10 protein-coding genes and 1 other annotated feature are annotated in these 15696 nt (G+C 44.3%); of the genes, 9 read left to right on the forward strand and 1 reads right to left on the reverse strand.

What is annotated here, in order from left to right:
- The first annotated feature begins 196 nt into the window (after positions 1 to 196).
- Complete coding sequence (locus LI112_RS12760; protein ID WP_178529374.1) at positions 197 to 544, forward strand: metal-sensing transcriptional repressor; 348 nt, start codon at positions 197 to 199, stop codon at positions 542 to 544.
- A 66-nt stretch (positions 545 to 610) separates the two neighbouring features.
- The gene (locus LI112_RS12765; RefSeq protein ID WP_022388242.1) at positions 611 to 1447 is read left to right on the forward strand and encodes an Mrp/NBP35 family ATP-binding protein; all 837 of its coding nucleotides are present in this window, start codon (positions 611 to 613) and stop codon (positions 1445 to 1447) included.
- A 68-nt stretch (positions 1448 to 1515) separates the two neighbouring features.
- On the opposite strand, the gene LI112_RS12770 is transcribed toward LI112_RS12765, so the two are convergent.
- Positions 1516 to 2388: a LysR family transcriptional regulator gene (locus tag LI112_RS12770; RefSeq protein WP_055056353.1), complete on the reverse strand. Its 873-nt coding sequence runs from the start codon at positions 2386 to 2388 to the stop codon at positions 1516 to 1518.
- Between the two features lie 163 nt (positions 2389 to 2551).
- Here LI112_RS12770 and LI112_RS12775 point away from each other — a divergent pair, with 163 nt between their 5' ends.
- The 7 genes from LI112_RS12775 to LI112_RS12805 all read left to right on the forward strand — a co-directional run bounded on the left by LI112_RS12775 (position 2552) and on the right by LI112_RS12805 (position 15637).
- A complete protein-coding gene (locus LI112_RS12775) occupies positions 2552 to 6310 on the forward strand; it encodes a phosphoribosylformylglycinamidine synthase (protein ID WP_227190838.1) in 3759 nt (1252 codons plus the stop codon).
- 95 nt (positions 6311 to 6405) lie between these two features.
- Positions 6406 to 6617, forward strand: a binding site (T-box leader).
- A 103-nt stretch (positions 6618 to 6720) separates the two neighbouring features.
- Positions 6721 to 8682, forward strand: a complete 1962-nt coding sequence (thrS, locus tag LI112_RS12780; protein WP_227190839.1) for a threonine--tRNA ligase — start codon at positions 6721 to 6723, stop codon at positions 8680 to 8682.
- A 168-nt stretch (positions 8683 to 8850) separates the two neighbouring features.
- Complete coding sequence (locus tag LI112_RS12785) at positions 8851 to 9702, forward strand: sigma-E processing peptidase SpoIIGA (protein ID WP_117627868.1); 852 nt, start codon at positions 8851 to 8853, stop codon at positions 9700 to 9702.
- Positions 9703 to 9714: 12 nt separating this feature from the next.
- The gene (gene sigE / locus LI112_RS12790; RefSeq protein ID WP_005428600.1) at positions 9715 to 10446 is read left to right on the forward strand and encodes an RNA polymerase sporulation sigma factor SigE; all 732 of its coding nucleotides are present in this window, start codon (positions 9715 to 9717) and stop codon (positions 10444 to 10446) included.
- Positions 10447 to 10507: 61 nt separating this feature from the next.
- Positions 10508 to 11218 (forward strand): N-acetylmuramoyl-L-alanine amidase, encoded by a 711-nt coding sequence (locus LI112_RS12795; RefSeq protein ID WP_227190840.1) that lies wholly within the window; start codon positions 10508 to 10510, stop codon positions 11216 to 11218.
- 155 nt (positions 11219 to 11373) lie between these two features.
- The gene (locus LI112_RS12800; protein WP_227190841.1) at positions 11374 to 13392 is read left to right on the forward strand and encodes a hypothetical protein; all 2019 of its coding nucleotides are present in this window, start codon (positions 11374 to 11376) and stop codon (positions 13390 to 13392) included.
- Positions 13382 to 15637: a DUF2298 domain-containing protein gene (locus tag LI112_RS12805; RefSeq protein WP_227190842.1), complete on the forward strand. Its 2256-nt coding sequence runs from the start codon at positions 13382 to 13384 to the stop codon at positions 15635 to 15637. The genes LI112_RS12800 and LI112_RS12805 overlap by 11 nt, the downstream gene beginning before the upstream one ends.
- Positions 15638 to 15696: the final 59 nt, after the last annotated feature.

A 15696-nucleotide genomic window follows, 5' to 3' on the forward strand; every position in this document is an offset into this window, starting at 1 on the left:
AAGGTATTTCCGCTTTTTAATTATTCAGTTGTAACACATGTATTGTAATCCTACAGTTACGTCGCAGATAAAACAGAGATGTTCCTTTACAGAAATTTAGAAAGTGTGGTATAATACAAGTTCAGGACTGCAGATACTATATTGCAATCATGCAGTCTGTAAATCCGTATCGAGATGAAACCTGAGAGGAGCAGACATGAGTGAAACAAAAGAAACCCATGTACACATACTGGAAGATGGGACGATCCTGGAACATTCCCATGGAGAACATGGACATCATCACAGCCATGCGCAGACGAAAGCAGTTTTGAACCGTCTGTCGAGAGCCATTGGACACCTGGAATCAATAAAACGTATGGTAGAAGACGGCAGAGACTGTTCAGAGGTACTGATTCAGCTTTCAGCAGTGAAATCTGCTATTAATAATACAGGTAAGATCATTCTTCAGGATCATATTGAGCACTGTATCGTAGATGCGGTAGAGCATGGCGATAAGGATGCGATCAAAGAACTGGAACGTGCAATCGACAGATTTATGAAATAAGAATACAGGTTATACAGTCTGGACAGACAAGGCGTGTATGACCGGAAATCAAAGGAGTATATAGAAATGGCAGAATGCAGTAACAGCGGTTCCTGCGGCAAATCAAGCTGCGAGGGATGCGCAAGCAAAGAAAAGAGTAATCCGCAGAATTTTATGGCAGAACAGAATGTTTTTTCAGATGTAAAACATGTGATCGGCGTTGTCAGCGGTAAGGGCGGCGTAGGAAAATCCTTCGTTACAGGTTCCCTTGCAAATGCAATGGCAGCCAAAGGATACAAAGTAGGTATTCTGGATGCTGACATCACCGGACCTTCCATTCCAAAGATGTACGGCCTCACAGGCGCTGCCCAGGCAGATGACAACGGCATCTATCCGATGGAGACAGCAAACGGAATCAAGGTTATGTCCATCAACCTTCTTCTTCCAACGGAAGATACTCCGGTTATCTGGAGAGGACCGGTTCTTGCAAACATGGTAAAACAGTTCTGGACAGATGTTGTCTGGGACAAGATCGACTATCTCTTTGTAGATATGCCTCCGGGAACAGGTGATGTGCCGCTTACTGTATTCCAGTCCCTTCCGGTTGACGGAATCGTGATCGTAAGCTCCCCGCAGGATTTGGTGAAGATGATTGTAAAGAAAGCTTATAATATGGCTGAAATGATGAAGATCCCGGTACTTGGAATCGTAGAAAACTACAGTTATGTGAAATGTCCAGACTGCGGCAAGGAACTCAAGATCTTTGGTGAAAGCCATATTGAGGAAATTGCAGCAGAACTGAATGTACCGGTCGTAGGCAAGATGCCGATCGATATGGAGTATGCATCCAAAGCAGACAGCGGAGCATTTGATCAGATCGATAACGAATATATCACAAAAGCAGTAGAAGTAATGCCAGAATAAAACCGCAGACAAGAAAATCCCGACAGTTATGGAATCATAAATTTCCTGATTGTCGGGACTTTTTTACGTTATGAGAACATATCAAGAAATCGTTCAGCAGCCTGGGAAAGTGGAAGACTGTCATGCTGAACGAGGACAAGCTGTCTGGGGGGGAGTGGATCTGCAAGAGGAATTGGTTTCAGTGAATCGTCGGGGTTTAGCATATAATCCGGAATACAGGCAATGCCAAGACCAATGCGGGCAAGATCCATCAACAGATCATTGCTGTTCAGTTCGACTTCCGGCAACAGATTCAGCCCATGTGTTGCAAACATCTGATGCAGGTATTCACTGGTGGTACTTTTGGAAGAAAGCATCAGAATAGGTTGTTTTAATAGTGTTTTGAGTTCACATGGTATCTCTTCGGGAGAAAAACAGTCGGGATTTCCGACAAAAATATCCCGAAAATCACGAAGGACTTTTACATTCATATGATTGCCAAGACGGGAATTCGGAGAGTTGCAGACGATCAGGTCAACCTGTCCTTTTTCCAGCAGTTCTGCACAGCCGATCGAAGTACTGTTGGTGACTTTGATCCGGACATCCGGGAATTCCTGATGGAATTTTTGGAGGTAATGAATTAGATAATAGCGGCAGATCGTATCACTGGCACCGATGCGGAGCTGACCTTTGAGCATATTGTCGCCGGAAAGAAGGGATTCTCCCTCATCCAGCATCTGTATTGCGGGTTTTACATGTTGCAACAGAAGTTCTCCTTCCGGGGTAAGGAGGACTTTTTTTGTGCTGCGGATAAAAAGTGTGTGATTCAGCTTTTTTTCCAGTGTTTTGATGGACTGGCTGACTGCAGACTGTGAGATAAAAAGTTCACGGGATGCTTCAGAGAAACTGAGAGTAGTAGCAACATAATAAAAAACTTTATATAATTCAAGATTGATATCCATAGGATCCGACTTCCTTTTCAAAGAGAGTTGCAAGCATAAATTAGTATAACTTATAAAAGATATAAGATATATTAATTTTACTAATGATGATTCTTATGATACTATAAACTCAGTAATTCGACAAGTACATAATAACATAATGCACAAAGGAAAGGAGTTTCTAATGAGCAACGTAAGACGCGTTTATGTAGAAAAGAAACCAGCCTACGCCGTACAGGCAAAAGAATTAAAGCATGAGATCAGCAGCTATCTCGGAATTAAATCCGCAACAAATGTAAGAGTGCTGATCCGTTATGATGTAGAAAATATTTCAGATGAAGTTTTTGAAAAAGCATGCAGAACTGTATTTGCAGAGCCACCGGTAGATGCTCTGTATCTTGAGAAATTTGAAGCTGCAGAAGGTGCAAAGATTTTTTCTGTAGAATATCTTCCGGGACAGTTTGACCAGAGAGCAGACTCCGCTGTACAGTGTGTACAGTTTCTCGATGGAGATTCACAGCCGATCATCCGTTCTGCAACAACTTATGTAATAGAAGGAAATGTAACAGATGAAGAATTTGATGCGATCAAACATCACTGCATCAACCCGGTAGACTCCCGTGAGACAGGACTTGAAAAACCGGAAACACTGGTTACCGTATTCCCGGAACCGGAAGATGTCAAGATTTTTGACGGATTTAAAGAAATGTCCGAGGCAGATCTCAAAGCCCTCTATGACTCCCTGAATCTTGCAATGACATTTAAAGATTTCCAGCATATCCAGAACTACTTCAAAAACGAAGAAAAACGTGATCCTTCCATGACAGAGATCCGAGTACTCGATACCTACTGGTCTGATCACTGCCGTCATACCACATTCTCCACAGAACTTACAGACGTGAAGTTCGATGAAGGTGACTACAAAGAACCAATCGTAAAAACATACGAAAAATACCTTGCTGACAGAGAAGTTCTCTACAAAGGCCGTGATGACAAATTTGTCTGCCTGATGGATCTTGCTCTGATGGCAATGAAAAAACTCAAATCCGAAGGAAAACTGGCTGATCAGGAAGAATCCGATGAGATCAATGCCTGCAGTATTGTTGTACCGGTAGATGTAGATGGCAAAGAGGAAGAGTGGCTTATCAACTTTAAGAATGAGACACACAACCATCCGACAGAGATCGAGCCATTTGGTGGTGCTGCTACCTGCCTTGGCGGTGCAATCCGCGACCCGCTTTCCGGACGTACTTATGTATATCAGGCAATGCGTGTGACAGGTGCTGCTGATCCGACTGTATCCGTAAAAGAAACGCTCAAAGGTAAACTTCCGCAGAAGAAACTGGTCAGAAGTGCTGCTCATGGATACAGCTCATATGGTAACCAGATCGGTCTGGCTACCGGCTATGTCAAAGAAATTTATCATCCGGACTACGTTGCAAAACGTATGGAGATCGGTGCCGTTATGGGTGCAGCTCCGAGACGTGCCGTTATCCGTGAAAACTCCGATCCGGGAGATATCATCATCCTTCTGGGAGGACGTACCGGCCGTGACGGTATCGGTGGTGCAACAGGTTCCTCCAAGGTACACACAGAGGCTTCCATCGAAGTCTGCGGTGCAGAAGTACAGAAAGGTAACGCACCTACAGAGCGTAAGATCCAGCGTATGTTCAGACGTGAAGAAGTCAGCTACATCATCAAAAAATGTAACGACTTTGGTGCAGGCGGTGTATCCGTTGCCATCGGTGAGCTTGCAGATGGACTTCGCGTAGACCTTGACAAAGTTCCGAAAAAATATGCCGGCCTTGACGGAACAGAGATCGCAATCTCTGAATCCCAGGAGCGTATGGCAGTTGTTGTAGATCCAAAAGATGTTGACAAATTCCTTGGCTTTGCAAACGAAGAAAACCTCGAAGCAATCCCGGTTGCAGTCGTTACCGAAGAGCCACGCCTTGTTCTTACATGGAGAGGCAAAGAGATCGTTAACATTTCCCGTGCATTCCTTGATACCAACGGTGCACATCAGGAAACAACTGTAGAGGTTGAGATCCCGAACAAAGACGGAAACCTTTTCGAAGAAAGACCAGACGTTGTCGATGTTAAGGCAAAATGGCTCGAGACACTTGCTGATCTCAATGTTTGCTCCCAGAAGGGCCTTGTCGAAATGTTCGACGGTTCTATCGGTGCAGGCAGCGTATTTATGCCATACGGTGGTCAGTATCAGCTTACAGAAACACAGAGCATGGTTGCAAAAGTTCCGGTACAGAACGGAAAAACTGATACAGTTACCATGATGAGTTACGGCTTTGATCCATATCTTTCTTCCTGGAGTCCATATCATGGAGCTGCTTACGCAGTAACAGAATCTGTAGCAAGAATCGTAGCTACAGGTGGTGATTACAAGAAGATCCGCTTCACATTCCAGGAATACTTCCGTCGTATGACCGAAGATCCAAAGAGATGGAGCCAGCCATTCTCCGCACTCCTTGGTGCCTATGCAGCACAGATGGGATTCGGACTTCCGTCCATCGGTGGTAAAGACAGTATGTCCGGTACCTTCAATGAGATCGACGTGCCTCCGACACTTGTTTCCTTTGCAGTAGACGTAGCTAAGATCCAGGATGTGATCACACCTGAGCTCAAAAAAGCTGGAAACAAACTTGTATGGCTCCGTGCACCTCGTGATCAGTATGATCTTCCGGATTATGCAGGAATCATGGATCAGTACGAAAAACTCCACAATGATATCCAGGCTGGAAAAGTTGTTTCCGCTTATGCACTGGATCGTCATGGTATTGCAGCAGCTGTTTCCAAGATGGCCTTCGGTAATGCACTCGGTGTGAAGATCGAGCACAACCTGGATCCAAGAGACTTCTTCGCACCAGGATTTGGTGATATCATCATGGAAGTTCCGGCAGACAAAGTCGGACAGCTTTCCATCACATACACACTGATCGGTGAAGTTACAGATGACGGTAAATTCTCTTACGGAAATACTGTTATTACTGAAAAAGAAGCTGAAGAAGCATGGAAGGGAACTCTGGAAAGAGTATTCAAGACAACTTCCGGCGAAGACAACGAAAAACAGGCAAAAGATGACCTGTACCATGCAGAAAACATTTATGTATGCAAACACAAAGTTGCAAAACCGCGTGTATTTATCCCGGTATTCCCTGGAACAAACTGCGAATACGACAGCACACGTGCTTTTGAACGCGCTGGTGCAGAGGTTGACGTTAAAGTATTCAAGAACCTGACAGCAGAAGATATCCATGATTCCGTGGAACTCTTCACAAAAGCAATCGACCAGGCTCAGATCATCATGTTCCCAGGCGGATTCTCCGCTGGTGATGAACCAGATGGCTCTGCGAAATTCTTTGCAACTGCATTCCAGAACGCAAAGATCAAAGAAGCAGTTATGAAGCTTGTCAACGAGAGAGACGGTCTTGCACTTGGTATCTGTAATGGATTCCAGGCTCTGATCAAACTCGGTCTGGTACCATACGGTGAGATCTGCGGACAGAAAGCAGATTCCCCGACACTGACCTTCAACACCATCGGACGTCATATCTCCAAGATGGTTTACACCAAGGTTGTAAGCAACAAGTCTCCATGGCTCCAGAAAGCACAGCTTGGCGGAGTATACTGTAACCCTGCATCCCATGGTGAAGGACGTTTTGTTGCCAATGATGAATGGCTTGCAAAACTCTTTGCAAACGGACAGGTTGCAACTCAGTATGTAACTCCAGCCGGTGAACTCAGTGCAGACGAAGAATGGAACGTAAATGGTTCCTACATGAACATCGAAGGTATCACAAGTCCGGACGGACGTATCCTTGGTAAGATGGCACACAGCGAACGCCGTGGCGACGGAGTGGCTGTAAACATCTACGGCGAGCAGGATATCAAGATTTTCGAGTCTGGTGTAGAGTACTTTAAATAAACAGGTTTAAACGGATACACCAAATTGGTCTGACCAGCATGAAAAATAGGCATTGACAAACCGAAATCATGTGGATATAATGGGTAACAGAATAAAGAAACACGTTGAAGAGAAGAGTAAACTGTGGAAGGCTCCAGAGAGAAATACATTTGCTGAGAGTATTTCAGCGGGAAGCAGTTGAAGACCATCTCCGAGTGGCCTTAATCCGGTCCGGTGATTCCGTTACCATCTTATAAGAGTGGCTGAGCTGCCATATGGCAGATGTAGCAAGCAGGGTGGAACCGCGAGTAGATTATTCGTCCCTTACAATACGAGATGTATTGTAAGGGACTTTTGTGTATAGAAAAGAAAAACTTACTCGTCCCTGTGGAAAACTTTAAAATTTTATTCAAAAAAAGGAGTTCAAAATTATGATCATCACATTGAAAGACGGATCCAAAAAAGAGTATTCCGAAGCAAAATCAGTTATCGACATCGCTTATGATATCAGCGAAGGGCTGGCACGTGCAGCATGTGCAGGCGAAGTAAACGGAGAAGTTGTAGACCTTCGTACTGTTCTTGACAGCGACTGCGAACTGAACATTCTCACAGCAAAAGACGAAAAAGGACTTGCTGTTCTTCGTCACACAGCTTCCCATGTACTTGCACAGGCAGTACAGACCTTATATCCGGAAGCTAAAGTTGCTATCGGACCTTCTATTGATACAGGATTTTATTATGACTTCGCTCACGAACCATTCTCCCGTGAGGACCTCGATGCAATCGAGAAAGAAATGAAAAAGATTATCAAAAAAGGTGCAAAGATCGAGCGCTTCACAAAATCAAGAGAAGACGCGCTCGCATTTTTCAAAGAGAAAAACGAACCATACAAAGTTGAGCTGATCGAAGACCTTCCGGAAGGCGAAGAAATCTCCTTCTATTCACAGGGTGACTGGACAGACCTCTGCGCAGGACCACACCTTATGAGCGTAAAAGGCGTAAAAGCATTCAAACTTCTTTCTTCTTCCAGTGCTTACTGGAGAGGAAGCGAAAAGAACGCAATGCTGACACGTATCTATGGTACAGCTTATGCTTCCAAGGATGAACTCAAAGAACATCTGGAGCAGATGGAAGAGGCTAAAAAACGTGACCACAACAAACTTGGCCGTGAAATGAAAATCTTCACAACAGTAGACGTTATCGGACAGGGACTTCCGCTGATCATGCCAAACGGTGTTATCATGATGCAGGAACTGCAGAGATGGATCGAAGATGAGGAGACAAAACGTGGCTACGTAAGAACAAAAACTCCTCTGATGGCCAAGAGCGATCTTTACAAGATTTCCGGTCACTGGGATCATTACAAAGACGGAATGTTCGTACTTGGTGATGAAGAGACAGACAAAGAAGTATTTGCACTTCGTCCGATGACATGTCCATTCCAGTACTATGTATACAAAGCAGAACAGCACAGCTACCGTGATCTGCCGCTTCGTTACGGCGAAACATCCACACTGTTCCGTAATGAGGACTCCGGTGAGATGCATGGTCTGACACGAGTTCGTCAGTTTACAATCTCTGAGGGACATCTGATCGTAAGACCAGACCAGATGGTCAAAGAATTCAAAGACTGTATCGCACTTGCTCAGTACTGCCTGCAGGTTCTTGGCGTTGAGGAAGATGTAACCTATCATCTGTCCAAATGGGATCCGAATAATAGAGAAAAATACATCGGTGAGCCGGAAGTATGGAATGAGACAGAAGAAGATATCCGTCAGATGCTCGAAGAACTGAACATCCCATTCACAGAGGATGTCGGAGAAGCAGCATTCTACGGACCGAAGGTCGACATCAATGCTAAGAACGTATATGGCAAAGAAGATACAATGATCACAATCCAGTGGGATGCACTTCTTGCTGAACAGTTCGATATGTACTATATCGACGAAAACGGCGACAAGAAACGTCCATGCATCATCCATCGTACATCCATGGGATGCTATGAAAGAACACTTGCATGGCTGATCGAAAAATACGCAGGAATGTTCCCGACATGGCTGTGTCCGGAGCAGGTTCGTGTGATCCCGATCTCCGAAAAATTCAATGCTTATGCTGACAAAGTAGAAGCACAGATGAAAGAAGCAGGCATCCGCTGCTCCGTTGACAGACGTTCCGAAAAGATGGGCTACAAGATCCGTGAAGCACGTCTGGAAAGAGTACCGTACATGCTTGTAGTTGGTGCAAAAGAAGAGGAAGAGGGCAAGGTTTCCGTAAGAAGCCGTTACCTTGGTGATGAAGGAATGAAAGACCTCGGAGAATTCATTGCAGCAATCAAAGAAGAAATCAAAAATAAAACAATCCGCAAGATCGAAGTAGAGGAAGAGAAAAAATAATCGGTCTGTGTAAGATCCTATCAGAGGGAGGCGAAATGCCTTCCTCTTTTTGTGTCGATAAGTTCCTGGGATACGACACGCTGTTTTGACAAAATCTGCGCCCTCTGTCACCTATAATGAGTTCACTTACCAAAGTGAAGGATCTATAGGCGGCAGGGGGCTTTTTGTATGCATCAGGAAGTGTACATAGATATTGTGTTTGCTGCGAATCTTCTGATGGATTATATTCTTCTGAGACTTACAGGAATTGTTTTGAGGAGAAAGAACAGCAGACGAAGATGTCTGGCAGCGGCAGCGGTCGGAGCCCTTTTTGCGTGTCTGAATCTTTATGTACGACCAGGAAAAACAGGGGTACTGACCATAGTTCTTCGAGTAGTCTGTGCTGTGTTCATGATATGGATCGCATATGAGATCCAGGATGTGAAGCACATGACCGGAGCCGCACTGTTTTTCTTTGGAATGACATTTCTGACCGGTGGTTTCTGGATGGCGGTATCAGAAAACAGAAGAGTGACGGCTGTGTTTTTTTTATCGTGTGCGGCTGTGACTTATGGAGGGTTAAGTCTGATGATCTGCCTGATGGAACAAATAAAAGAATCCAGAGAACATATCTATCCGGTTGCCCTGAAATATCACGGACAGCTGCAGGAGACGTATGGTCTGTATGATACAGGAAACCGTCTGTGTGATACAGTGACTGGAGCACCGGTTTCGGTGGCAGATCCGGAAATACTTCGAAGTCTTCTGAGTGAGGAGCTGACAGACAGGCTGCTGCATCTTAAAGAAAGACCAGAGGAGATTGAAAGTACAGAGATCGCTGACCTGAAACCGCACTATCTGTCCTTCCAGACCGTAGGACGGGAAGTGCAGCTGATTCTGGCAGTGACATTAGAGGATCTTTGTATTCAGATTCCGGGAGAGCGGATCCATGTATCCGGACCGGTGTTTGCATTGTCTTCAGAACCTTTTGCTTTGGGAAAGGAATACAAAGTGATATTGAATTCCAGATTATTGCATTAGGAGGGGCAGGATATGAGCAGATCGGCAGCAGGAGTGGATTATCGTCCGTTTCAGGTTTTTCAGAAATTAGTTCTTTCAAGATCGAGAGAACTTTATTATATCGGAGGAAGTGATGTGCTTCCGGCACCACTGGAGCCAAAAAGAGAAGCATATGTGATCAGCAGACTCAAAACAGACCAGGAGCAGGAAGCCAGATCCCTGCTGATTGAGCATAATCTCAGACTCGTCGTTTATATTGCAAGAAAATTCGATAACACAGGAGTTGGAGTGGAAGACCTGATCTCGATCGGGACGATCGGTCTGATCAAGGCTATCAATACATTCAACCCGGTAAAGAATATCAAACTGGCGACATATGCATCACGTTGTATTGAAAATGAGATTCTGATGTATCTGCGGCGAAACAGTAAGACGAGAATGGAAGTATCTATTGATGAACCATTGAATGTGGACTGGGATGGCAATGAACTGCTTCTTTCGGATATTCTTGGAACCGATGATGATGTAATCTCTAGGAAACTGGAGGATGAAGTGGAAATCACACTTCTGGGAAAAGCAATCAACAAACTGTCACCAAGAGAACAGACGATCATACGGCTGCGTTTTGGACTGAACAATGCCGACGGAAAAGAGAAGACGCAGAAAGAAGTCGCAGATCTTCTTGGAATCTCTCAGTCCTATATTTCCAGACTGGAGAAACGGATTATGAAACGTCTGAAAAAAGAAATCGTAAAGTATGAGTAAGGTAGTAAGAAGCCACACCGCTGCATATACATAGAAGGAATATGCAGCGAGGTGTGCATGCATGAAAAAATTCAGAAAATACAGAATGGAAATGGTCATGGCCTGTCTGCTGCTGGTAAGTTTTTACCTGCTGTCCAGACAGGCTGCTGTTGTTTCAGTACAGATGAATTTTCCGAAACTGATTCTTATAGATCCCGGACATGGGGAGGATGATCCTGGGATGATCGGTGTAGATGGACTGGAAGAGAAAGGAATCAATCTGGCGATATCACTTCTGCTGAAAAGTGAGCTTGAAACAAGGGGCTATTCTGTGGCAATGACAAGAGAAACAGATAAAGGACTTTATGATGCATCAGCAAATAATAAAAAAGCACAGGATATGCAGCGTCGCATAGCAATGATCGGCGAAAAGTCACCGGTGCTGTCGGTAAGTATTCACCAGAACAGCTATCAGCAGGATGCATCTGTGCATGGACCGCAGGTTTTTTATTATGAAAGTTCTGTAGAAGGAAAGAAGCTTGCAGAGTCAGTACAAAGCAGCCTGAATGAAAAGCTGGAAATAGACCGACCAAGAGAAATCAAGGGAAATACCAGTTATTATCTGCTCAAAAGAAGTCCCGGAACGCTTGTGATCGTAGAATGTGGTTTCCTGACCAATCCCGAAGAGGCCAGAAAATTGCAGACAGAATTGTATCAGCAAAGAGTAGCGGCTGCAGTGGCAGATGGAATTGATACATATCTGCATGTGGATAACCGGAAAAGTTACAGCTAAAAAGTGTAAATATTGTGAAAATCAGGAAGTTTGTTTGCTATATGAAAGTTCCTTTGTTATACTAAATCCGTATGAGCAGAGAAAAACGATTTTACAGGCTCTGGCAGGTATAAAGTGTAATATATTCTGTACGAGATTTAATGACGAGGTGGATAATGTTTGGTATCATATATATAGTACTGAGCCTGCTGGCTGGTAAAGAACTGGCAGAAATTCTTCTGTTTACAGGAAAAAACGCTCAGGAAGCAGGCAGCAGGAACGGACAGCACAAAGCTTTCTGCAATCAGATATGGGTTCTGGCGGCAGCCGCTTTTGGAATGGGAACACTGGTATTTGGATGGACAACGTACATGATCTCCTGGGCGGCCAGCGAAGCAGGTGCTAAGAAACCACTGATCTATGGAAATACAGCTGTTCTGATCATAACGGCAGTTGTTCTGGCTTTGATTTATTGGAAACGATATCGAAAAACAGGAACTGTATGGACCGTGGCAGACAGGAAGCTGATCAGTGACAGCAGGGCATTTCGAAAAGAGTGTATTTTATTTGGATTCCTGTTGGTATTTCTGACGTGGATCATGTTTTATGTTTTTTATATAAGAAATGGCGAACTGTACAGTGGGTTTTCCGTATACGGGGATTATGCACCACATACAGCGATGATGCGCTCTTTCTCAATGGGCAATAACTTCCCGACAGAGTACCCGCATTTCGGAGGACAGGATGTCAAATATCATTTTATGTTTCAGTTTCTTGTCGGAAATCTGGAATTTCTCGGGATCAGACTGGATTTTGCATATAATATAGAAAGTGTTCTGGCGCTGCTGGGATTTCTGATGCTGCTTTACAGCATTGCAAAACGACTGACAGCAAGCCTGGCAGCCGGAATTCTGACATTGGTACTTTTTTTCTTCCGCAGTTCACTTTCATTTTTTCATTTTGTGACAGAACATCTGCAGGCAAAAGACCTGTGGGCAACGCTGAGGGACAATACAACATTTATCGGATATACAACCAATGAAAACTGGGGATTATGGAATTTTAATGTATATCTGAATCAGAGGCATCTGGCATTTGGACTTCTGATCGTTTCTCTTGTCATCTGGTTATTTATGGACTGGCTGGATATCGGCTGTGCCGAGGAAGAAAAAGGCATTGTCTGGCTTCGTAACCGATTTTTTACAAAAAAGGCGTGGAAATGTATCTGCCCGGAAAATGCACTGATGGCAGGGATGTTCCTGGGATTGACATCGTTCTGGAATGGAGCAGCGGTGATCGGTGGCCTGCTGATCCTGCTGGGCTTTGCTGTTTTTTCAGACGGGAAGCTGGATTATCTGATCCTTGCAGCCACATCCGTGATCTTTTCGGTGCTTCAGACCAGGATCTTTATCTGGGGGGAAGCAGTAAGCCCTTCTCTTTACTGGGGATTTCTTTCCGATGATAAAACCCTGTGGGGAGTACTGTGGTACCTGATCCAGATGAGTGGGATTTTCTTTGTCGGCGCAGTTGTGCTGGTGTTCTTGTTGAAAAAACGACAGCAGAGAGCGTCTCTTATAAGTTTCCTGTTTCCGGCTGCATTTGCATTTTTTGTATCGCTCACTCCAGATATTGCAGTGAATCATAAATATATTATGATTTCCTATGCATTTACCGCAATTTTCTGGGCATGGGCACTTATGCAACTGTTTCAGAAAAAGATACTTCACAGAATCGTAGCGGTACTACTTGCTGTCTGTCTGACCATTACCGGTATTTATGATTTTGTTGTGATCATACGAAATAATGGCCCAGGGCACAGAGTCAGCGTGAATATGAACAGTGATCTGACAGACTGGCTGGAAGAACATCTGACGCATGAAGATCTGATCCTGACTCCGGAATACAGCATCAATGAGGTAACGATGTCGGGAGTCATGATGTATATGGGATGGCCATATTATGCGTGGTCGGCTGGATATGATACTTATTATCGCGCAGCACAGGCAAAGACTATTTACAGTACAATAAACAAAGCAGAACTGAAGAAACTTGTAAAGCAGGAAAAAATCACCTACATTCTGTATGAAGAAGGAATGGAATACGAACAGCAGTACTGCAGAGAAGAAACAATTGCCAGTGTATACAAGCTGGTATATGAAACAGAGGACGGGAGAATAAGAATTTATGAAACCTGATAAAATAAAAAAATTAATCATGATGATCATACCGGCAGCAGTATTAGTTGCATTGTCAGCATATCTGCTGCAGGGCGATGTATGGACTTTTTGGACCTGGTATCTTCTGGCACTGGTGCTGGGAGTGGCAGCTATGCCATTGACAGGAAGACTGTTTCGACGTTTTGATGATAAGGGATGGATTTTTTCAAAAGTAACCGCAATCGCGATCACCGGTTTTCTGACATGGTTTCTGGTAACTGTGAAGATATTGAAATTTACAGCAGTTACCTGCGTGGCGGTGACTGTTATCTGCACTGTTCTTTCTATATTATTATACCGAAAAGAACAGAAAGACGGATTCGAGTGTATTCCTTTTGCACATCTTAATCTGGTATATGCGGAAGAGCTTCTTTTCTTTGCATTCTTTCTTATGTGGACATATTTTGCAGGATTCCATCCGGCAGCTTATGGAACAGAGAAATTTATGGATTATGGTTTCATGGAAGCAATGATGCGAAGCAAAACACTTCCGGCAACAGATCTCTGGTATTCTGAGGGCAAGATCAATTACTATTATGGCGGACAGTATTTTGCAGTATTTCTGACAAAGCTGTCAGGCACGAAAGTAGAACTGACCTACAACCTGATGCGTACTTTTGTGGCAGGGCTTGCCTTTATTATGCCATTCTCACTCGTGCATCAGATGGTGAAAGACCGACTGGGCAGAAACATCAGCGGATGGAAGAAAAAGCTGCCGTCTGTAACAGGATTTCTGGCTGGAATCGCAGTTTCCGTGGCCGGAAATATGCACTATGTTGTTTATGCATGCGTGATTCCATGGATCCAGAAATTGAAAGGAGAGGAAGTCAGCAGTTACTGGTTCCCAGATGCGACCAGATATATCGGATTCAACCCGGATGTAGATGACAAAACGATTCATGAATTTCCATGTTATTCCTTCGTACTTGGAGATCTGCATGCACATGTTGTGGATATCATGTTTGTTCTTTTGATCCTTGCATTGCTTTATGCCTGGATGAAAAAGGTAAGAACAACAAAGATCACACTCGAGAATACAGAGAAAAAAGAATTCTGGCGCAGACAGCTTCTGATGCCACAGCTCCTGGCGGCTGCAGCCCTTCTGGGAATGTTCCACTGGACAAACTACTGGGATTTTGTCATTTATTATACAGTGACCTGTGGTGTGATCCTGATCATGAATATTATCGGACAGGAAGGAAGGGTAAAATGGATCCTTGCCGTGACAGCGGCACAGGCAGCGGAGATCCTGATACTGGCAACACTGATCATCCTTCCGTTTACGATGCAGTTTGACAGCAGTAATATGGTACAGGGAATCGCACTTGCCCAGCATCATTCCCTTCCGCATCAGCTTCTGGTGCTCTGGGGCCTGCCGACGATCCTGACTGTACTGTTTATCATTTCTCTGCTTGTTGAGAAATTAAAAGTGGCAGAAAACAGATCTCTGTATCGGCTTTTGAAAGCAGTTACACTTCCGGATCTTTTTGCTGTGATCATGGGACTCTGTGCGATCGGTCTGGTGCTGATTCCGGAACTTGTTTATGTACGTGATATTTATGAAAGCGGAAATGCCCGTGCCAATACGATGTTTAAGCTGACCTATCAGGCATACATTATGTTTGGGCTGACTATGATCTACGCAATCTTCCGTCTGCTGATCATAGGAAAGAATAAGATTCTCAAAGCATTGGCATTGATCGGACTGATTCTCTTTGTATGGACCTGTGGTTATTTCGGAAACAGTGTGCATGCGTGGTTCGGTAAAGTATGGAAACCGTCTGAATATAAAGGACTGAATGCAACTGCCTTTCTTGAGACTGATTTCTCGGAAGATGTCGGCGGAATCAAATGGCTCAAAGAAAATGTCAAAGATGTAGAAGTGGTGCTTGAAGCAAACGGTGACAGTTATTCCGAATACGAACGGGTATCCGCCATGACCGGTCTCCCGACGATCATGGGATGGTACGTGCATGAGTGGCTATGGAGAGGAGATCTTGCTGACATCAATGCCAAGATCGCAGATGTCGAGAACATTTATACTTCGACAGATGAAGCACATGTGAAGTCCCTGTTGGAAGAGTATGATATATCGTATATTTTTGTGGGATCGTGTGAGCGAAAGAAGTACGGTGCCCAGTTGAATAACGATATGCTGAAGAGTATGGGAGAAGTCGTTTATCAGGATGATGAGTGGCAGACCTATATCGTAAAAGTGAAATAAATGAGATGAAAAAATGTCGCAGAGTAGCATACTCTGCGAAAGAAAGACCTGTGGCACGC

Source organism: Blautia sp. 210820-DFI.6.14, assembly GCF_020558815.1.
GTDB classification, from domain to species: domain Bacteria; phylum Bacillota; class Clostridia; order Lachnospirales; family Lachnospiraceae; genus Blautia_A; species Blautia_A obeum.

Coding starts and splice junctions, on each gene's coding strand:
- LI112_RS12800 (WP_227190841.1), top strand. CDS start 11,374: ATGTTTGGTATCATATATATAGTACTGAGCCTGCTGGCTGGTAAAGAA.
- LI112_RS12765 (WP_022388242.1), top strand. CDS start 611: ATGGCAGAATGCAGTAACAGCGGTTCCTGCGGCAAATCAAGCTGCGAG.
- LI112_RS12785 (WP_117627868.1), top strand. CDS start 8,851: ATGCATCAGGAAGTGTACATAGATATTGTGTTTGCTGCGAATCTTCTG.
- thrS (WP_227190839.1), top strand. CDS start 6,721: ATGATCATCACATTGAAAGACGGATCCAAAAAAGAGTATTCCGAAGCA.
- LI112_RS12795 (WP_227190840.1), top strand. CDS start 10,508: ATGAAAAAATTCAGAAAATACAGAATGGAAATGGTCATGGCCTGTCTG.
- LI112_RS12775 (WP_227190838.1), top strand. CDS start 2,552: ATGAGCAACGTAAGACGCGTTTATGTAGAAAAGAAACCAGCCTACGCC.
- sigE (WP_005428600.1), top strand. CDS start 9,715: ATGAGCAGATCGGCAGCAGGAGTGGATTATCGTCCGTTTCAGGTTTTT.
- LI112_RS12760 (WP_178529374.1), top strand. CDS start 197: ATGAGTGAAACAAAAGAAACCCATGTACACATACTGGAAGATGGGACG.
- LI112_RS12770 (WP_055056353.1), bottom strand. CDS start 2,388: ATGGATATCAATCTTGAATTATATAAAGTTTTTTATTATGTTGCTACT.
- LI112_RS12805 (WP_227190842.1), top strand. CDS start 13,382: ATGAAACCTGATAAAATAAAAAAATTAATCATGATGATCATACCGGCA.